This window comes from Flavobacterium indicum GPTSA100-9 = DSM 17447 (assembly GCF_000455605.1).
Taxonomy (GTDB): Bacteria; Bacteroidota; Bacteroidia; order Flavobacteriales; family Flavobacteriaceae; genus Flavobacterium; species Flavobacterium indicum.
Window position 1 is genome coordinate 1,682,778 of record NC_017025.1, and the last position, 21,154, is coordinate 1,703,931.

Below are 21,154 nucleotides of genomic sequence, written 5' to 3' on the forward strand. Positions count from 1 at the left end.
CTTTTGTATTAATATACTTTTGTATTAATATACTTTTGTATTAATGTACTTTAGTATTAATTTATTTAAATTAAACTTATTGGATATGCAAATAAAAATTACAGTTTAAGTTAAGCTACATTTTTGTAAATGTTTTTTTGATTATTAAATTCTTCGATTGTTTTATAATTCAATGAACTGTGGCGTCTTTTTTTATTATACCAAATTTCGATGTATTCAAAGATTTCCAGTTCCATTTGCTTTTTAGTTATTAGTTTATTGCCATAAATTAATTCGGTCTTCAATGATTTAAAAAAGCTTTCTGCTACTGCATTATCCCAACAATTTCCTTTTCTACTCATACTTCTAATTACTCCGTAAGATTCAATTGTATTTGCAAATTTTTTGTTTGCATATTGAACTCCTCTGTCAGAATGAAAAATCAATCCTTTCTCAACGATTCTATTTTTTATAGCCATTTTCCACGCTGAGAGAGTTGTATCTTCAGTATTCATTGTGTTGCTTAAACTCCAACCAATCATTTTACGGTCGTACAAATCGATGATTGTTGTTAGATATAAAAATCCTTCTTTGGTTTGAATATAAGTGATGTCTGATACCCAAACTTTTGATGGATTAGCAACCATAAAGTTTCTATTCAACACATTTTCTACCACTAAATAATTATGCTTTGAATCGGTGGTAACTTTGAATTTCTTACTTAATTTACTTTTTAAACCAAGTTCATTCATATATTTTGCAACTGTTATTCTTGATATTTTGTAGCCCAATGTATTTAACTCAATAGTGATTCTTGGACTTCCATAGCGTTGTTTTGAGGCAAAATAAATGGTTGTTATTTGTTGTTTTATTTCGTTTTTTCTAATTGTTCTTTTAGAAAGCGTTTTGCTTTTCCATTTATAATAACTACTAGAACCAACTTCTAACACTTTACACATTTTTTCAATCGAAAATAGATATTCATGATGTTTAATGAATTTATATTTCATCGACCGCTCTTGGAAAAAATGCCGATTGCTTTTTTTAATATATCACGTTCTAGTTCTGCATCTTTTAGCTTTTTCTCAAGCTCAACAATCTTTTCTTGTTCTGGTGTTAGTTTAAGATTTCCTTTTCCAGGAAAACTGCCTTCGCCAAATTCTTCGTATTCTTTTCGCCATTTATAAAGTAAACTAACTTTTATTCCTAGTTCTCTTGCCAGTTCTGAAATATTATCTCTTTCATTACTTAATTGAACTGCTTTTGTCTTAAAAGCTGGATCATAGATTTTTCTTTCTCGTTTCATATGTTAAAAATAAGATTTTATTCTTAACTCATACTGGAAGCTAAATTAGTATATCCACATTTTATATTTTCAAGTGACTATACTTTTTAAAAAAATATAAGTTGTCATGAAGCAAGCCATGTTTTTGATAGCAAAAACCTCCCTTTGGTCGCATGGCTTGGCAGGGTTGCACCCCACACCCCGCTTTGGATTTGATTTGAGAGAAAACTTTATTTGATTAAAACAGTTAATATAAAAATACATTTTTAATAAAAAAACATCTGAATTTTTATAAAATTTTTTAAAAAGTTATTACAAAATAGAACCAAAATTTAATCAGATTTTGATTAAAAAAATTAACAATTTTGTAAATCTTCAAACGTATTTGAAAGTGATTTTATAGCCTCCTCTTTCTCAAAAAAAATGAAAAGGAGTTTCTAATATTTTTCTAAGAGCTGCTCTATATTGTCTTTTACTTTGATTTGATTCAAAATTTTCATAATATAGACATGGGTTTTTAGGATGTACTTTTTCTGGTGTATCTAAATCCTTTTTGTTCTTGTTAGTAACTTCAAATCGAATAGATGCTATTCTTTCATATCTAGTTAAATCTTGAAAATCATAATTTTTTTTATCATAGAAATCCTCTTCTAAAAGTACAATTAGAGCAATTCTTCGTGATGCAAAATATTTATATTTGATATTAATATTAATGTAAAGTTCTTTGTTTTTATCAACCCATTCATGTATTTTTTTCAATTGCTCAACAGTAAATAATTCGCCTTCAACATAAATTTGTTCAATACTTATGTCTGTTCGTTTTAATATGTCAAAAACTAATTTAAGATTTGTTTTTATCATGGTCTTCTTCCTTTTTTGATTTTCAATTTTTGATCTAGTGATAGTAATTCATTCAGAGCTTGTTTTAAGTTTTGTTCTCTTTTGAATAAATAGTACATCTTTTGACTTGAAATTCTTCCCAATAAGAAATAATTTTGCATATTTAAATCTTGTTTTTCTATTTTGCTTTTGATGTAAAATCCCAATAGAACAGCTTCATAATTTTCAATAGGTTCTTTGATGCTTTCCATTTTATCATATAAGTTGTCCCAAAATTTTGCTGAATTTTTATTACTTTGATTTACTTTGATCTTTATATGTGATATACAAGAATCTAAAATATTTGAATAGGATTGAAAAAAATATTTCCCATATTCCCATTGTCTTATATTCATTTGATCTATTAAAGCTTCCTCAACAAACTCATTCAAGTTTTTATCACTTCCAACTTTTACTAGGCTAAATGATTGCTTTTTAAGTCCATTAAACCATTCTAATTTATAGTCTTCTAAATTTTCTAATAACAACCTACCAAATTCTTTGGAAATTTTATAATAGTAATTTTGTTCACTTAAAAATTTTAATCTTTCTTCTTTACTATTTTTTTCTAATTCAGGCAAGTGAAGTTGGTAAGCAAAAATTAATGATAAAATTGATTTGAGTTCGTTATCGGTAAATAAAACTTTATCATTTTCATTATAATTAGCTAGATATTTTCTACCAATATCATGAAAATTGATATGTACAAATTCATTAGTCTTTAAAACATTATAAACCATGATATTTAATTTTGTTAAATTATTCTCTGCAATTATAAAAATTTAAGACTTAATATTAAAAAAATAGTTAAATATATAAACATATTATAAAGTAATTCTATAATTTGAATAGTGATATAGATTTTTTAGATATATTTAATTAAAAAAGATATGCTAATTTTGAATTGCAGCATTTAAAAAAATGTCGCTTAACTAAAATTTTTATTTACATACGTTATTTGTATAAATATTTTACATAACCTACATTATTTAAAAAAATATTATTCTATAATATTATTATAAAAAATTTCAATGTTAATTGAAGTAGATTTAAATAACCATTTGAATTAGTTTTATTAAATTGCAAACAACTAAACTAATTTTGATACAAAATATTTATTCATAAGCTACACTTTTAATTGCACTGAAAAGTAAGCGAAGAAGAAAAAACCGCAGTACTTCACGATTGAATTAGGAATAAAACAATTAAAAAGGATGAGCAATTTACAGATCTTATATAATTCTATTTTTTTCATTATTTTCAAATTTAAGAACTTTTAAAAACAATCAAAATTTTAATTTTTTATTTCTTATTTTTACAATTAGAAAAAACACAGAAATATTTATTAATCAAGTTCTATTCCTGAACACGAAATTGAACACGATTTTATAAAAAACTAGTAAATTTTGGTCTCGGAAGCCCAGTAAATACGTTGAAAATTTACTGATTGCCGAATTCATAGTTATTCATTAAATAAATATAAGCGTCCATCACATTAGCTTCAAGACTATTGGCTGATACCAAATCTCTTATAATATACCATTTTCGAAGAAACCAATTTCGTATTCCACTTAATAATAGACGATTTACCTCTAGATTATTCAATTCTTGATGAAATTGATTATAAATACCCTACAGGTAGTGCTTATTTTACATTTATGACTAAAGGGTGCACTCGCAAATGTTCATTTTGTTCTGTTCCTATTCTCGAACCAACATACAAACCAAAAATTAATACTATTGACAAGTTTAAGGAAATAAAGGATAGATTTGGAGAACAACAGAATTTATTACTGATGGATAATAATGTACTTGCATCTCCTCAATTTGTAGAGATCATTGATGAAATAAAAGCAATGGGTTTCTATAAAGGAGCAACTTTTGTTGAACCCAACCAATTTGAAATTGCTATTAAAAACTTAAAAGAAGGATTTAATGATATAGCATTTATAAAAAAATGCTTCTATTTATTAAATGAATTATTAACTAAAAGAATTAAAAACAAAGATAAAGCCGAGGAGTTTAGAAGCATTTTAGATAGTTACCACCTTTTAAATATAAAGACCACCACAAAAGAAAATTTAATCAATTCTTTTCCAGAACTAAATCCTTTGTTTGAAAAATATAGAGATAAGACTGCAAAAGCTAGATATGTCGATTTTAACCAAGGAACAGATGCTAGGTATGTTACTGATGAATTAATGAACAAGATGAGTGAGATTCCAATAAGACCACTTCGAGTAGCATTTGATTATCTTGGTATGGAAAAACAATATGTTAATGCTGTTAGATTAGCAGCTAAATATGACATTAAAGAATTGTCAAATTATCTACTATATAATTTCAAGGATAAACCAGAAGAATTATATAGAAGAATGGAAATAAATATTGAATTGGCAGAAGAATTAAATTTACACATATTTTCGTTCCCTATGAAATATATTCCTTTATTTGGTGAAGATGCTAAACATAGAGAATATGTTGGAAATCATTGGAATAAAAAATATATTAGAGCAATTCAATCAATTTTAAATGTAACAAAAGGCATTGTTGCTTCTGGAAGAAATTTCTTTGAGAGAGCGTTCGGTAAAGATGTAAATGAATTTTATGAAATATTACACATGCCTGAAACTTATATCGTTTACAGAAGTTTATTTGAAGAAACAGGATTAACTGATATTTGGAAAAGTGAATTTAGAGCAATAAAAGAAAGTAACTTTTGGGATGAAGTTAAAATAATTATTGAAAATAGTGATTTTAAAAATTTAGAGGATAAAACTAAAAATCCAGATATTTTATCTTTTCTAAAACATTATACAATTACAAGAGATGATGTTAATGAGGAAGATAAAGAGGTTGAAAAAATCAGAAAAAGATACAACAACTTGATTAAAAAAGATAAATTCGTAAACCTTACTCTAACATATGATTTTGAATAAATCATATGTTAAAGTAAGTATTAAAAAAAAAAAAAATTACCTCCTAAAAACATCTCTAAACTGATATAACAACCTTTCCAATAAACGTAAATCTTCTGTTATAATATCAGCTGTTCCAGTCATTTCCTGTTGAAAGTTGACTTGCTTTTTATATGAAGTTTGGAGTCCGTTTGGAAGTTCTATATCTAAAAGTAAATTGCCTTCTTTATCAGGAGTTAATGATATTGTTTTTAATTTTCCCTCGATTACTCCAAATTCTCTATCTGGATAATTGGCTAATCGAATGTTTACTTTTTGACCGATTTGTAATTTTCCTGAGTTTTGAGCTACGGCTTTAACTTTTCCAATGTAGCCTTTTTCAGTTGAAGGTATAATGGCAAACATGTTTTCTCCTGCGTTTATGGTTTGATTTTCTGACCAAATTTGTAAAAAGGAAACAGTACCTTTAACTGATGAACGAAAGACATAATTTAACTCCCAATCTTTAATTGCTTTTTTAAGTTGGTAAAACGATTGCATTACACTTCTTTCTAAATTAATTGAAGTGGTACTTTCATTTATTACGGTTGTTTTACTACTTCTATTCAATTCGTTAATGGAAGATTTCAATTGTGAAATCGAACTTAATAAACTTTTGTAGTTCTTTTCTGCTTGCAAATAAACCAATCGTTGCTTTTCGATTTCTTGAACTGAAATGACACCTTTTTTAAACAATTTCTCATAACGCTCAACATCAGTTTTTAATAACTGAAGTTCTGATTGATTAATATCTTTTTGTCCCTCCAAAAGTTCTAATCGATCTCTTAGTTGTTTGGCTTCAAAATTTTGCGCACTAGATTCAACTTTATAAGGTTGTAATTGTTTGTTTAATTCGCTTGCGATATACTCTTTTTGAAACATAGCAAAACTATTTTCAATTTCTCCCAATTGTGCCGCTTGTAATTTTTCAAAAGGGAATTTTGAATTACTTAAAGAAATCGTATCTGTGATGACTTTTAAAAGAAATACATCTTTATAATTGGCCGCATTTTCTATTACTGCTAATGGTGTATTTTCATTAACTATTGCTTTATCATCAATTAAAATAGCTTGAATTTTACCAGATGTTTTAGCAACTAGTTTTTCAGGTGGGATTTGGGTTGTAATAGTGATTTCAGTAGTTATTATATCTGGATATTTAACCATCCAAGATACCAAAAATAAAAGCAGTAAAATAACTAAAACTACCAAAGAGCCCCATCGAATAATCCAATGTGGAATTTTAGTTAATATATCCTGAACTTCCTCGCTTCTGAGTTCTATTTCGTTATGATTTGGCATATTAATTTCCTAATTGCAATTGATTTTTTACTAACTCGTAATAGTTTCCTTTCTTGGCTACCAATTCACTATGGTTACCCATTTCAATAATTTTTCCTTTTTCCAAAACCACAATTTGATCAGCATTCATAACTGTACTTAATCGATGTGCAATGACCACAACAGTTTTGTTTTTGAAAAAGATATTTAGCTTCTCCATAATTTCTTTTTCGTTATTAGCATCTAAGGCAGAAGTAGCTTCATCAAAAAATAACATTTCCGGATTTTTGTAAACAGCTCTAGCTATTAATAAACGTTGCTTTTGTCCTGTACTCATACCGACACCTTCTTGCCCAATTTTGGTATTGAATCCTAAAGGATATTCTTGAATGAAGCTTAAAATATTAGCCACATCAGCGGCATAAACTAAACGTTCTTTATCAATTATATCAACACCAACCGCAATATTATTGGCAATTGTATCATTGAAGATATATCCTTCTTGCATTACTGTTCCAATATGAGAACGCCAGGATTTTTGTTTGATATTATTTAAGTCCGTTTTACCAATTGTAATTTGACCTTTATTCGGTTCGTAGAACTTTAATAATAGTTTCATTAATGTTGTTTTACCACTTCCACTGGTTCCAACAATTGCGGTTATTTTATTAGTAGGGATATTCAAATTCAAATTATCTAACACATTAGTATCTGAACCTACATATCTAAAAGAAACTTCATTTAAGGCAATATCACTTTCTAATGGAATATCATTGGTTTGTGTTTCTTCTTGTTTTGCTTCATCCTCTTTTTCGTGAATTTCAGACAATCGAGCTAATGATATTTTAGCATCTTGTACTTCTCTAATGAATCCGATTAATTGCAAAACTGGACCATTTAGATTTCCAACAATACTACTAATTGCCATCATCATCCCTAAAGTGATTTGCCCATCAATAACTAATTTTGCTGATAGAAAAACAATGATGATATTTTTTAATTCGTTGATGAAGTTAGAACCAATACTTTGCGTTTGTTCTAATACTAAACTTTTCATTGAAACTCTGAATAATCTTGCTTGGACATATTCCCAACCCCAGCGCTTTTGTTTTTCTGCATTATGAAGCTTGATTTCTTGCATTCCATTGATAAGTTCAATTACCTTACTTTGCTCTTGTGAAACTTCAGCAAAACGCTTGTAATCTAAAGCTTCTCTTCGTTTTAAAAACAAAACTACCCAGCCAAAGTATAAAATACTTCCAATAAAGAAAACTGCAAATATTTTTAAATTGTAGTAAGCCAAAACACCACCCATGATAAACATATTTATTGTAGAAAACAATACACTTAATGAAGATGTAGTTAAAATTCGCTCAATTCTTTTATGGTCATTAATCCGTTGCATGATATCTCCAGTCATTCTGACATCAAAAAATGAAATCGGTAAATTCATTAATTTAATGAAGAAATCAGAAATAAGTGAAATATTGATTCGAGTAGATAAATGCAATAATATCCAACTTCTAATTAGTTCTAAAGCCGTTTTACCTAAGAACAAAAAAAGTTGAGCAAACAATACTAAATATATAAAATGCAGATTTTGGTTTTGAATACCAACATCTACTATACTTTGTGTAAGAAATGGAAAAATTAGTTGCAATAAACTACCAGCTAATAAACCAATAGCTAACTGAACAACAAAAGATTTATAAGGAATAATATATTTAGTTAACAAAGCGAAACCAAATACTTTACTATCTTCATTATCCCACTCATTTTTATAAAAAGTTGGAGTAGGTTCTAATAGCAGCGCAATTCCTTCTTCTGTTTCGGAAGTTGCATTATTGCCTACCCATAATTTCAAAAAATCTTCTTCATTGTATTCCAACATACCATGTGCAGGATCAGAAACATAAAATTTATTTTTCTTGATTTTATAAAGAATAACATAATGGTTATTATTCCAATGTAAAATACAAGGCAACGGAGCTTCTTCTAACTTTTTAATTGATAATTTAACCCCAAGTGTTCTAAATCCAATCTTTTCTGCTGCATCACTGAGTGATAATAAATTACTACCCTCACGAGTAGTTTCTGATAAACTTCGTAAAGTTTGAATGTTCAAAGTTTTACCATAAAACTTAGCAATGATTTTTAGGCATGTTGGACCACAGTCTTTGCTGTCGGGTTGTTTGAAGAATGGGAATTTATTAAGCATCTTTTTTTATTAATTCTTGCATGCCGTAATATTCAATTGCTTTTTGTTTTAATGGATTGGTACTCCATTCTGCCCATTCATTTTTATAAGGATTATAACCGCATTTCAAAGGTTTGGATAAGTCAATGTCTCCTTCAAAATGAGTACGTTCTGTATAAGCTCTACAATCAGTACAAATATGACGAAATTCACAATCTTTACAAACGTCTATCATATCTTTAGTTACATTCCAATATTTTTTAAAATCTGGGTGATTTAAAGGGTTTTCTAATGAAGTGTCTTTTATGTTGCCAAAATGTTTTGGTATTGCTGGACAATTACGAATAAAGCCTTCTTCATCAATAGATATTTTTTTGTGTAAACATGTATTATAGTTAAATGATTCTAATACTTTCTTTTGATTAGTCTTGAAATTTGAAAAATTAATTTTCCCACAACTCTTAAAAGTATCAATTTTTTCATTTGTTAAAATTACCTCAAATAAAACAAGTTCAGAAAATTCATATATCTTATTTTCATTTGAAGAATGAAAAATTAATTTGGTAATTGAAAAATTTAAATTTTGGATATCTAATAATGAGTTAAAAATCTTTTCATTAAATTTCATAATAATTTCAATTGAACGAAAATCTTTATTATTAAAATCTTTTAAAAGTGAATAGAATTTATCTTCTACAATTTCTTCAAAAAAAATGATTTGTAAAAATTTACACTGCATTTTTTGAAGTTCAAGAGCTATTTTTTCAGCTTTTAATAACAAAGTGTCAGAAAATACTAAAACTGTATTTGATATTTGATTTGATGTTTCAAATTCTTTAGAAAGTTCAGGAAAATTTTTAAATTCATTTAAATTTAAAAAATGACCCAATTCATTAATTTCTAAAAATTCTATATATTCATCAATTATTAATTTATTTTCTTTGCCATATTGATTATATACCGAATCTAAACTTTTTTTGCTATTTAATAAATCTATTACATCAACCATTGAATTCGGAATTGCAAATGATTTATTTCTTTGTATATCAAGGATTATACTATTATTAAATCCTTTAGTTAATATACAATTTGAAAATAATTTAAAGTAGTTCATCAAAATTGAGTAATTTGTTTATAGTATGGAAAAATTTGATAATCTCCGTCTTTGTAATAGATAGATTTAACAGACTTTAAGTTTTTTTTTGAAAAATCTACTTTATCTCTTACAATAGTTTGATTAAAAGAAATTGGCAAAATTTCTTCATCTCTTTTTAGTACTTGTTTAATTTCTTCTTTATCAATCATAATAATCTGCAATTAATTTTTCTAAATTATAATTACACGGATATGAAACCATCCCGAATTGACCAATTGGATTAACTTCTAAAAAAACGTATTCATTTTTAGGTGTTAAAATCAAATCAATCGAACCACAATCTAAGTTTAGTACATTCATTAACTTTATTATTTTCTTTTCAACTTTTAGAGGTAATTTATATGGAACACATCTGTTTGGATTTTCTTTATTATAATTTCTAAAATCGACATTTGTCATATTATCTTTTTGAGAGAAAATAGCCATTGAATAAAATTTCATTTTAAAATAAAAAACACGCAGTTCGAATTTTTTTTCTATATAGTTTTGAATTAATGAAGGAAAAAAAAAGTCACTATTAATTAATTTTAAATCAACAATACTACTATAATTGAATAATATATAATTGTTTAATTCAAACATAGAATCTCCACTAATTGACTTACTAATATATTTTAAATTGGAATTTAGTTTTTTTTCTAATTCTTTTTTACTAGAATAAATAAAATCTAATGGAGTCAAAATTTTTAACTGCCTAGCAATATCGGTAACAATAAGTTTGTTTAAATCCGAATTTTCAATTCCATTAATACTTTTCAATTTATTTAATGAAAAATGAATAAACTCTAATATTTTACTAATCTCAACTCTTCTGAAACCTGCAAATGCATCATTTACATTTAAACCGTCACAAGATATATTTAAACTACCTCTTCTATACCAATACCCAGTAAGTTCACTTAGTTTAAACTCTTCTGTTTCGAGTACGAAATTAATGTCGTCACCAATAAAAGAAACTTTTACTAATTCATTTCCATTTACTCTTATCCACTTTTTATTTTTGGCATTTAACCAATCTATTACCAATGTTGTTGAAGTATCGTATTCGTTAGAAAGAATTAAAATCATAAAAAAAAAAGGCAATCACAAGGATTGCCATAAATTATAAATTAAAATAAAATTAACACGGCATTTGGTATTCTGTTGACCACGAGCCGTCTGGCTGTTCTGTACCTGTTTTTGCCCAATTACCCCAATCACCTCCATCTCTTTTTGTTCTTGATTCAGAATCAGCACAATTCCAATCAGCTTGGGTTGGACGGCTTTCACAAACAAAAGAAGAATCATCAGCAATTGCTATTCCACCATTTACGTTTTTCATTGATAGAGCATCTAAATTTTTGTTCTCTTCTCTAAATTCTGTTAAAGATTTTAAATTTCTCATAATATATTAATTTAATTGTTTAATTTTTTATAAAAATCTCCAAATAATTCTTCATTTCTCCATTTGTTATAGTTAAGACTAGGCAAACCTATAGACTTCCTAATTGAATCAACTTTTGATTCATTGATTAATTTTAATTTTTTAAATTTAATTTCTCCATACAATTGACTTCCATCAAAATTTGTTTCATCAAGAAGCAATCTATCATAAACACCTGCATAGATTTGTGGCAAACAAAAACCTCTTTGTGAATAATCTTTTAACTTAGGCAATAAATATTCTCTCTTAAATTTTACTGAGGTATGTAAAAAAACAGCACCCAAATCAATATCTTTATCATTAAAAAGCGAATAGCCTATTAACGAATGAGAAGGATAACCATATTTATCAAAAATTATTTTTATTAAAGCCATATTTTCTTCGTTTACTTCTCTTAATTTATCATCTGAAATATACCCTTTACCTCTGACAGACTTATCTTTTTCAATCATTTTTTCAATTGTATCTCTCAAAGTCAAATTAATTTTCTTTTTATGCATTTCAAGAAATGAATCCAAGTCCTTTCTGGTAAAACCAGTTTTTTTTAATGCAATATTTAAAATCGAATCTTGTTCATAATTTGAAATTACAGCACCATAATTGACAAAAGATTTTTTAACTTTCTTTTTTAATCCATTAAAATTATTAGAAGCAACAGAAGTTCTAATATAAGTTTTATATTCAGAATACCCTTCTAGGTTTATTGGTTCAAACTTTTTAAACAAACTGTCTAAAATTTCAAATGAGCGTTGATAGTTTCCTACAATATACAAACTATCAGCTTCATTTATTTTTAGATAATAAGGTAAATAATTTGCATTTTTATCACCAATTCTTGTATAATTACTTTTACAAGAAATTAGACATAAAAATAAAAACACGACTATTAGAAAACAATTTCTCATTTCATTATTTTGTTTTACAATATTAAATTATTGTTTTTAAACTTAATTGCGGTTTTTTGTTAAAAGTGTTGCGGTTTTTCTATTTTGTATTTATCTTAAAAATAGTAAATCTAATCCAATCTTTATAACAAATGTAATAAGTGGATTTTTGTGTAATAAATGGTTGCTAATCTAAAAAAAGTTTTTTAGATTAAATTAAGTTTTCTAACCCTTTCAATTAATTCATTATCATTTCCAGATTGATTTAAAACTTGAAATTTAATCTTAACTTTTCTCTTTTCAATTGCACTTAAAGTTATCGGAATATAATTAGGCAAGTCTTTCGTTTTAATTCCTTTTTCAATTAAACTAATTATTTCATAATCAATATTATCAAAACCAAATTTTTTATTATTTAGCTCATTAATTGAATTATATATTGTTTTTGAAATAAACTTCTCTCCTCCTAAAATTACTTTAAAAACTTCACTGAAAGTTTCAAAACCTACATCTGACTTATTAATAAAACCTTCTGGATTTACTTTTGAAATAATTTTATCAATTATTATACCTTCATGATGCATCGTGATCATTATCACTTTAGATGTAGGATATTTTTCTTTAAATACTTTTGCTAGGTCACCACCACAAAAAATTTTTTCTTCTTTATATGCTGGCAAACTAACATCTAGTAAAGCTATATCGATTTTATTCTTTAATTTAGAATTCTGTTCAATAATTTTAAAAGCTTCTTCTGAATTATACGCACAATAAATATTAAAGTTATAACCTTCAACTAAATTATTGAAAATTGTACAATATCCATCAACAATCATCGGGTGGTCATCTACAATAAGTAGATTTAAATCTTTATTCATTTTAATAAATTTTGTATTTTAACGAAGAATTACTTGTAAAAGTATTATAATTTAAAATTTATAGTAAATGGTTTACATAAAAAAATTGAAAAAAATATTTGGCCATTACACGTTCCTCCTCTTCCAGACGAGCTATTTTCATCATGGATATACAGATTAGCAAATAATCATCGAATTAGCCCAGAGACATTAATAAATGAATCTTTGAATAAAAAATTGCTTATTAAGATTAACAGCCTTGATATTGAACCTGATTCAATTCATATTGATCTAATAACTCAAAATACACCTTTGAGCTCTGAACAATTTGAGAAACTATTTTTAAATCATTATAACTCTAACATTCTTGAAGAAATAATCAATTCACTACACTTTTTAAAAGTTAACGATCCTAAAAACAAGAAAAATGGAATTGTTTTTTGTCCAAACTGTTTATCTAAAGGAATAGCCTATTTTAAAAGAAAGTGGTTATTGACTTCATCTATTGTATGTTGTGAATGTAACTCATATTTAATGGATTATTGCCCTAATTGTTTCAAACATTTTTCGTATTGGGACACAACAAAAAAATCAGAACTAGTTAATAACTCTATAACATCTTGTAGATGTGGTTTAGATATTTCAAAATTTTCTTTTCCATTAAGCCCTACTCAATTAGAAATTGACTATCAAAAATATATTGATTTCACAATTGAAAATGGATTTAATAACCATACCCAATACTCATTCACGTATTTAAATACGCTAATGTTCACGGCTTCAATGATTAAAAAAATTATAAAATCGCCAAAGTATAAGAAAAAGTTAAATAAAATATATCCTGATCTAATTATTGACATCGAAGTACCTACAAATAAATGGACGCTTTCAGAAAGGCAATACTTACTGCCAATTGCTTATTATTTACTTGATAATTTCCCGAATCGGATAAAAGAGGTATTTCCAAAGAAATATAATCTTAAAAAGGAATTTGGGCAGCTACCATATTGGTTTGAAAAAGAATTAATTTTCAGATGATTCCCTTAAGTCAGCAATTATTTTTTTATGAATTTTATTAGCTAAATTTTCTATTGTTTTTGTTCTTACATCGTCTTTTCCAAATTCACCTATAATTTCATGAGTATTGTTTCTTAAAAAAGAAATGTCATTATCCTTAAAAAAATCAATGCTTGAAAACTTATCAATACTTTTTAGAAATTTCTTAGTTGAAACAATAGACCAACTTGATTTGTAGTCCTTTTTTATTACATTAATTATATCATAAATTACATTAATGTCAATTGATTTAAACTTATCTCTATTTCTAAATAATGGAAAATAATTATTCCCACCAGAGTCTACAATATAATAAATTATACCTTCATAAGATAAACCAAATATTATCTTTTTTGTTAACTTTTCACTAATTATATCAGATAAACGTTCGTTTTTATAGTGATATTCTTTTTCTAAATATTCCAATGCTTTTTCAATAATTTCAATCCATTCAAAATCTTTGAAGTTATTGATATTCCTGCCGTTAGGCTCATCATAATTAGAGAAATCTTGATGTTCGTCAGGTCTTTCGTCATTCACATAAATTGGGTTTCCTTCATTATCCTTAGACATGACCAAATGATTAATTCCTGGAGATTCAGCAAATCTATTTCTTAAAGCAATTGGATTATCAATTATTCTATCATTATTATTTAAATTTAATGGCAAATCTTCGGATTCATTTGGATTTCCATTTGTAGGTTTTGTTTCGTTATTAGTTCTAACATCCTGACCATTTGTTATGTTTTGTTCATCACTTTGATTTTGCGAACTATTAGTATCTATTAAATCAATATCACCATCTACTAAAAAAAATCTTCATCAGCTGATATCTCTAGTATTTGATTTACAATAATTTTTTTTAAAGATATTTCAGAATTATTTTTTGTAAAATATTGTCCAACAAATACAAAGTCACATGGAAAATCAAACGGAATCTTATACTTAATAAAGGAACCTTCTTTTATATTATTTAATCTTAACATCGAAAAATATGATCCTATATTGTAAAATAACTTTTCGGCATAGTTATTTTTTGTAAAAAAATATTTTGCAATTAAACTTGCATCTGATCTAGTTATATAATTGCTATCATAATATAATTTTCCCTTTCTTGTTTTTGAATCAAATGATTTATTAAAAATGACATAACGCATTCTATTTGTAATTAAAAGATCTAAAATCAAAGAAGAATATCCAATAAAAAACTTTAATATTACATCAATTGGAATTATATATTGATAAGTTATTGTTTTATCATCCTCTCCTTCTCTCTTTATAACTGATTCAATTTTTCTTGTAAAATATGAAGAATCCCTATAAATTGAAACTCCATTTTCGATAACATCCGGGAATAAAGTATTTGAAAAAATAGTATCCAATTCTTTGATTCTAAAATTGTAATCATTACTTATTTTTAATTTATTGATTTAATAAAGTCCATTCCGCAATACTTTTCCATCAGTGTTGTAAAGACTTGACATCCTGAGAAACCTTCCTTGATAATCAAATTGAGAACTTAAAGGAAATAAAATGGATTTAGAAAAAGGTATTTCAACTTTTTCAATTCTATTTTTATTAATATTATTCAAAAAATATTCATCATTTCTCATTAGAGCTAAATATGCTTCAATGTAAAATCTAGACTCCCTATAATTAAAGAAGACTCTACCATACCAAAATAATGACCAGATATTACCTTCTACATTATTCGCGAAATTTTTGAAATTTATTGTTCTTTTATGGTGAATAGCTATCATAATCTTAAGTTTATTATAACCTAAATTATAAAACTAATTCTAATATTTAATTTTTTTTCTCATTTTCTTTTGTAATTTTCTCATTTACTCTTGTAGATTCTCATTTTCTTTTGTAATTGACATAAGAACCATCTGCTTTTGCCATTTTTAGCTTAGTGAACAACTTAGATGTGTTGTAATAACTAACTTTATATCCTTGAATACAAGCTTGATAACCTAATGCGGTTCCAAAAAACTTTTACCTACTCCTGTACTTCCTGTGATTAATACATTCTGATTTTTCTCAACAAAATCGCATGCAGCTAATCTCAACACCACGTTTCTATCCAGATTGCGTGAAGCATCAAAATTGATATTTTCAATATTAGATTTGTAATGGAATCGAGCGTTTTTTATGCTTCGTTCAATGCGACGATTGTGACGTTCATTCCATTCAGCATCAATGAGCATTGCGATAAATTGATCTAGCGTGTAGTGGTCTGTTTTTCCGCTTTCGATGGCGATTTTAAAAGCATTATGCATGCCATAAAGCTTCATTTGTTTCATTTTGGTTGTGGTGATTTCATTCATAAGTGTTTGATTTTAATTTATTTGTAATAATTTTTTCCTCTGATGTTGTTGTGATTAAGCAATTCAAATTCTTCTTCTTGCTCATTATCAGCGTTGTCTAAGTTGTTTTCTAAAATGTTTTGGATGGCTTTAAAACTGTAAATCCTAAAATCGAGTGCGCGTTTACAAGCATTGATTAATCTTTGTTTTCCGACTTTTTTCTCAAAGTTCAATATGCCTAAACAACTTTTATAAGCTTGTTCGGGGTGATTTCTACTTTCAATAATTTGGATAATATAATCTGCTACGGCTTGGTCAATACTATTTGCCCAATCAATAAACCGACTAGCACTCCAATCAGCAACAAACTGATGTGTGCTGGATAAATGTTCGGCAATAGTAGTATAATCGTAAGGCTTATAATTTCTTGGATGTATGGCGATTCGGTTGTATTTGTAGAAGATTTCAACCGTAGTTTTGGGATACAAAAGTTTTACTTTTTTCCTCACGTATTGGTACGGAACACTATAATAACTCTTGTCTTGACTCAGTAATACATGACCGTTTTGCATAACTGTTGCAAAGGATTGGTATCTGATTTCAAAGCGTTCTTGAGGTAATGGACGTAGTTTTTGTTTCCCATCTTCTATAAATAATTCATAGCGAGAATAGGGTCTTCCTGTGAGTTTTTTGTGATTATGGGCATCTAATAAATCCCATATTTGTTGGTTTAATTCATCTAAGTTATAAAACTGTTTTTGTTTTAGATGCACATAAATTCTTCGGTATAAGATTTTTACAGCACCTTCTGCCAATGATTTATCTCTTGGTTTGTAAGCTCGGCAATATGGTAGTTTCGTAATGCTCTGCTATCAGCCAAGGTTTCATTAATTGTTGGTTCAAAACGACCTGGCTTTTAATTACGGCTGACTTTAGATTATCGGGAACAATTGTCGCAGGAACACCTTCAAAAAAACGCATAGCATTCTCTACCGAAGTTACAAAATCTTCTTTCTGTTGGCTCATAGAAGCTTCAGCATACGTGTGTTGACTTGCGCCTAGTATGGCAACAAAAAACTGAACTTCTTTAATCTCTCCCGTATCTTTTGCAATAATAGAAAGTGTTTTTCCAGCATAATCCACATACATTTTATCACCTGCTTTGTGATTCATATGCATTACTAGATTAACGCGTTTACTCCATATTTTAAAGTGATGTCTAAATTGAGAACTCTTAAAACCATCAGGATGTATAGTAATATATTGCTCCCACATGTGCTGGACGGTAACTCCAACTTTCTTGAGTTCGCGTTCCATTTGTGGAAAAAAATCATGAAGCTTTTGTAGTCTGGGATCTATGGTTTCAACTGTATTTTGTGAAAATAAAACTTCAAGTTCTGCATCTGTTTTGGCATCAATAGCTTCAAAACTTAAGCCTAGAAGTTCAAATAAAGAAATATATTTCTTTACCTTATTTCTTGAAAGCGATAAGTAATTGCTAATAAATAACTTACTCTTACCACTACAGTGAAATTTAATTACTTTTCTAATCTTACTCATGTCTGTTACTTTGTTTGCCATAATCCGTATTTTTTGTACGAATGTATGTGCTAACAACATGAAAAAAAGTAACTGTTTTTAATGGCTAATTTACCCTAAAATTTAGGTGGTCAATTTGGACTGGAATTAGGTGGTCAGTTTGCACCGAAATCGATAGTCAATTTAGACTGGAAAGTGGTGGTCAATTTGACCGTTTTTTCCACATTCAATTCTAATTGTAGAATCAGCTCCAGCCAAATGTAAATCCTTTTTTGGATCTACTGTACCAATTCCAACTTATGCACATATGTATGAACAACAAAAAAATGCTAGCAAAAAAAGTTGATTGTTTTTTTTCATATTTATTTTATTACATATTATTAAATTAGTATTAATAATATAAAATTTATTCATTTTTACTAATGAGAAAGATATATTCTTTAAATATTTTATTTTAACAAGAGAAAGAGAGGAATTAATTTACAAACTATTACCCCAATTTAGTTTTTCAAAACAATATGACATAAAAAGAATATTAATTTTAGACATAAAAATATCTTTCTATAATATTGAAAATCAAAATGTAAACTAATATATCCTCTCTTCTACTTTAATTATAATTTAACAATTATAAATTCACTTCGTCTATTTTTTTTATGCTGTTCTTCGCTACAGTTAGAATGGTTTGTTGGTTCGCAACCACAATCGTTTACTAGTAGTGTTTCACCATAACCTTTACCTGTTAATCTATCTTTTTCGATACCGTTTTTCACTAACCATGCGATTGTTGATTTTGCTCTTCTGTCAGATAAAGCTTCATTGTATTTAGCGGTTTGACGACAATCGGTATGAGAACGAACATCAATGTGCATGTTTGGATATTGTTTCATTACTTCTACAATTTTTGCTAATTCTACTGCTGCATCTGGTCGAATATTTGATTTGTCTAAATCGAAGTAAATAATATCAATTCCTAAAGCATTTCTTAAATCATCACCTGGTTTCATAGGTTTTTCGGTAAGTTCCAAAGTGATTCTAGATTCTGTTATTCCTGGTTTGTTTGGAATGATAGCTAAAATTTCATTGGTGTTAAACTCTGGTTTTTCTACCCTAATTTTAAATTTGGTATCACATTCTACTATTCCAAAATCGTACTTTCCATTAGCGTCAGAAGTTACGGTTTTAATTTTATTTTCACTATTGTCAAATAAAGTTACAGTGGCTGATGAAATAGGTTCTTGAGAATCAAAATCTACAATAATTCCTTTTAATTGTTTTTCACAATCTTTAGGGATTGCTGCTATTTCTAAAAATTTGTAAATATCATCGTATCCTAAATTATCTTCTTTTCTATTAGAGGATACAAACCCTCTTTTAGATTTAGTATCAATAATAAAAGCAAAATCATCCATCGAACTATTTACAGGTTCTCCCACATTTTTAATGCTTCCAACAGTTCCATCATCTTTCAATTCGGTTACAAACACGTCTAATCCTCCAAGTCCAGGATGTCCGTCTGAGGCAAAGTATAATTCGTTATCCTTTGATATAAAAGGGAATGTTTCTCTAGCTTCGGTATTGATTTTGTTTCCTAAATTCATAGGAGTTCCAAAGCTTCCATCAGTATTAATATTTACTTTAAAAATATCGGAAGCACCAAGAGTACCTGGCATATCAGAGGCAAAGTACAACGTTTTTTCATCAGCACTTAAAGCGGGATGTGCTACACTGTAATTATTATTGTTAAATGGAAGTTCTTCAATGTTTGTCCATTTATCGCCTTCTTTTTTAGCTCTGTAAATTTTTAGAAGAATGGTTTGTTCTGCATTTTTACCCTTTTTTCCATTGAGATAATTGTTTCGGGTAAAATACATGGTATTTCCATCTTTTGTAAAAACAGGAGTAGACTCATGGTACTTTGAAGCTACACTTTTAGAGAATTTCTCAGGAGTTCCTAAATTATCTTCTTCCGATTTAGAAGCGCTGTACAAATTAGTAAATGATTGATTGGTCCAATTGTGTTTTTTATCAACAATCCCTCCAGTATCCTTAGCAGAAGTGAAAACAATTTCATCTTTATAAAAAGCAGTTCCATAATCTGAAAATTGTGAATTGATTCCAGCATTTTCAATTTTATAACGTCCAGAGTTTTTCTTAATTTCAGCTAAATAATTGCTTTGCGATTTGGCTAATTTTCCTCTTAAATCGGTTCCGTTTTTTGCATTAAATTGCGCCATCATTTGATCAGCCTTTTTATAATCGCCAATTGCTTTTAAAGTTTGTGCATATCTAAAATAATATTCATTATCTACAGGTTGATTCATAGCGAAAAGCTCAGAATACCATTTGTTAGCATCTTGTAGTTTACCATTATAGTAATAAGAATTTGCTAGTTTTTGAAATAATTCAACTGATTTATAACCTTTTCCAGCAACTTTTTCATAAGTTTTGATAGCATCGACATAAGCAAATTTTTCAAAATCTTTATCAGCATTTTTAATTTTAACTTCTTGTGCATCTACTAAAAAACTCTTAAGTAACGATGCTACTATAACTATTGTTTTTGTTTTCATATTGTGTTTTTTAGAAGAATCTTGGTGAAACAACTTTTTCTGATTTGCTTTTGAACTCGTAGCGCAAGAATATTTCGTGCGAACCCGAATTATAGTTAGCTAGTTTAGTAGTTTCAGCATCATAACCATAACCTATGAACCAACAATCAGAAACTTGAAAGCCAACTAAGCCACTTAATGCAGCATCCCAACGCCAAGCCGCACCTAAAACAAATTTTTCATTAAACATAAAATTGGCAGTTACATCCAATTGTAACGGGGCACCAGTTACCATTTTTGATAAAAAGGCTGGTTTGAATTTTACTATTGGAGACAAGTCAAAAACATATCCACCAATTAAATAATAGTGCATTCTTTCTTTTGCCGTAGCAGAAATGTTATCATCAAAGTGATTGGTTTCTAAAAAGTTTGGAACCGATAATCCAGCATATAATTTATCTGAATGAAAGTAAATACCAGCTCCAATATTTGGAGAAAATCGGTTATCAATGTTATTTTGAAATTGTGTATCGGTTAAATCATATCGATCTAATTTAGTGTAATCTACATTAAGTAAATTGGCCGTTCCTTTTAAACCAAATGATAATTTATAAATTGTAGAAGTTTTAATAGTATACGAAATATCTGCTGAAACAGCGTTTTCGTCAGAAGGACCTATTCTATCATTAACAAAAGATATTCCTAATCCAAAGTTAGAATTATTAATAGGAGTATTCACAGAAAGAGTGTTAGTTACTGGTGCTCCATCTAATCCTACCCACTGAGTTCTGGATATACTA

At 27.7% G+C, this 21,154-nt stretch carries 18 protein-coding genes and 2 pseudogenes; 2 read left to right on the forward strand and 18 right to left on the reverse strand.

The genetic code is table 11. The features are described 5' to 3' along the window. Positions 1-110: 110 nt before the first annotated feature. The 3 genes from KQS_RS07635 to KQS_RS07650 all read right to left on the reverse strand — a co-directional run bounded on the left by KQS_RS07635 (position 111) and on the right by KQS_RS07650 (position 2,883). A protein-coding gene (locus tag KQS_RS07635) for an IS3 family transposase (RefSeq protein ID WP_242400756.1) occupies positions 111-1,285 on the reverse strand; the annotation gives its coding sequence in 2 pieces (ribosomal slippage) (positions 111-1,018 and positions 1,018-1,285; 1,176 coding nt in all). A gap of 393 nt (positions 1,286-1,678) precedes the next feature. After that, positions 1,679-2,125 carry a hypothetical protein gene (locus tag KQS_RS07645; protein ID WP_014388614.1) on the reverse strand — a complete coding sequence of 149 codons (447 nt, stop codon included), beginning with the start codon at positions 2,123-2,125 and terminating at the stop codon, positions 1,679-1,681. Continuing rightward, the gene (locus tag KQS_RS07650; RefSeq protein ID WP_014388615.1) at positions 2,122-2,883 is read right to left on the reverse strand and encodes a hypothetical protein; all 762 of its coding nucleotides are present in this window, start codon (positions 2,881-2,883) and stop codon (positions 2,122-2,124) included. Before KQS_RS07650 ends, KQS_RS07645 begins: the two co-directional genes overlap by 4 nt. 1,056 nt (positions 2,884-3,939) lie before the next feature. Here KQS_RS07650 and KQS_RS14010 point away from each other — a divergent pair. Further along, entirely contained in the window at positions 3,940-5,082 is a 1,143-nt protein-coding gene (locus KQS_RS14010) for a hypothetical protein (protein ID WP_051149667.1), read from the forward strand. A 36-nt stretch (positions 5,083-5,118) separates the two neighbouring features. On the opposite strand, the gene KQS_RS07660 is transcribed toward KQS_RS14010, so the two are convergent. The 8 genes from KQS_RS07660 to KQS_RS07695 form a co-directional block, all read right to left on the reverse strand. Beyond that, positions 5,119-6,402, reverse strand: a complete 1,284-nt coding sequence (locus tag KQS_RS07660) for an HlyD family secretion protein (protein WP_014388618.1) — start codon at positions 6,400-6,402, stop codon at positions 5,119-5,121. Position 6,403: 1 nt separating this feature from the next. Next, positions 6,404-8,599 carry a peptidase domain-containing ABC transporter gene (locus KQS_RS07665; RefSeq protein ID WP_014388619.1) on the reverse strand — a complete coding sequence of 732 codons (2,196 nt, stop codon included), beginning with the start codon at positions 8,597-8,599 and terminating at the stop codon, positions 6,404-6,406. Continuing rightward, the gene (gene gwsS, locus KQS_RS07670) at positions 8,592-9,692 is read right to left on the reverse strand and encodes a grasp-with-spasm system SPASM domain peptide maturase (protein ID WP_014388620.1); all 1,101 of its coding nucleotides are present in this window, start codon (positions 9,690-9,692) and stop codon (positions 8,592-8,594) included. Before gwsS ends, KQS_RS07665 begins: the two co-directional genes overlap by 8 nt. Beyond that, positions 9,692-9,883, reverse strand: coding sequence for a hypothetical protein (locus tag KQS_RS07675; RefSeq protein WP_014388621.1), 192 nt, complete (start codon positions 9,881-9,883; stop codon positions 9,692-9,694). Before KQS_RS07675 ends, gwsS begins: the two co-directional genes overlap by 1 nt. Next, positions 9,876-10,802 carry a grasp-with-spasm system ATP-grasp peptide maturase gene (gene gwsG / locus KQS_RS07680; protein WP_014388622.1) on the reverse strand — a complete coding sequence of 309 codons (927 nt, stop codon included), beginning with the start codon at positions 10,800-10,802 and terminating at the stop codon, positions 9,876-9,878. The genes KQS_RS07675 and gwsG overlap by 8 nt, the downstream gene beginning before the upstream one ends. Positions 10,803-10,854: 52 nt before the next feature. Further along, complete coding sequence (locus tag KQS_RS07685; protein ID WP_014388623.1) at positions 10,855-11,118, reverse strand: hypothetical protein; 264 nt, start codon at positions 11,116-11,118, stop codon at positions 10,855-10,857. A gap of 11 nt (positions 11,119-11,129) precedes the next feature. Then, positions 11,130-12,062: a hypothetical protein gene (locus KQS_RS07690; protein ID WP_014388624.1), complete on the reverse strand. Its 933-nt coding sequence runs from the start codon at positions 12,060-12,062 to the stop codon at positions 11,130-11,132. Between the two features lie 185 nt (positions 12,063-12,247). Then, positions 12,248-12,919 carry a response regulator gene (locus tag KQS_RS07695; RefSeq protein ID WP_014388625.1) on the reverse strand — a complete coding sequence of 224 codons (672 nt, stop codon included), beginning with the start codon at positions 12,917-12,919 and terminating at the stop codon, positions 12,248-12,250. 96 nt (positions 12,920-13,015) lie between these two features. On the opposite strand from KQS_RS07695, the gene KQS_RS07700 reads away from it, so the two are divergent. After that, positions 13,016-13,936 (forward strand): TniQ family protein, encoded by a 921-nt coding sequence (locus KQS_RS07700; RefSeq protein ID WP_262487937.1) that lies wholly within the window; start codon positions 13,016-13,018, stop codon positions 13,934-13,936. On the opposite strand, the gene KQS_RS07705 is transcribed toward KQS_RS07700, so the two are convergent. From KQS_RS07705 to KQS_RS07735, 7 genes and pseudogenes are all read right to left on the reverse strand, one after another. Further along, a complete protein-coding gene (locus tag KQS_RS07705) occupies positions 13,922-14,623 on the reverse strand; it encodes a hypothetical protein (RefSeq protein WP_014388627.1) in 702 nt (233 codons plus the stop codon). The genes KQS_RS07700 and KQS_RS07705 overlap by 15 nt on opposite strands. A gap of 137 nt (positions 14,624-14,760) precedes the next feature. Next, complete coding sequence (locus KQS_RS07710) at positions 14,761-15,336, reverse strand: hypothetical protein (RefSeq protein WP_014388628.1); 576 nt, start codon at positions 15,334-15,336, stop codon at positions 14,761-14,763. A gap of 478 nt (positions 15,337-15,814) precedes the next feature. After that, positions 15,815-16,284: pseudogene (locus KQS_RS07720) on the reverse strand (ATP-binding protein). Positions 16,285-16,301: 17 nt separating this feature from the next. Next, positions 16,302-17,078, reverse strand: a complete 777-nt coding sequence (locus KQS_RS14015; RefSeq protein WP_051149669.1) for a Mu transposase domain-containing protein — start codon at positions 17,076-17,078, stop codon at positions 16,302-16,304. Between the two features lie 4 nt (positions 17,079-17,082). Continuing rightward, positions 17,083-17,844 (reverse strand): hypothetical protein, encoded by a 762-nt coding sequence (locus KQS_RS14020; RefSeq protein WP_157868409.1) that lies wholly within the window; start codon positions 17,842-17,844, stop codon positions 17,083-17,085. A gap of 572 nt (positions 17,845-18,416) precedes the next feature. After that, positions 18,417-20,375 carry an OmpA family protein gene (locus KQS_RS07730; protein WP_014388630.1) on the reverse strand — a complete coding sequence of 653 codons (1,959 nt, stop codon included), beginning with the start codon at positions 20,373-20,375 and terminating at the stop codon, positions 18,417-18,419. 10 nt (positions 20,376-20,385) lie between these two features. Continuing rightward, positions 20,386-21,144: pseudogene (locus tag KQS_RS07735) on the reverse strand (PorP/SprF family type IX secretion system membrane protein); the annotation flags it as partial. Positions 21,145-21,154: the final 10 nt, after the last annotated feature.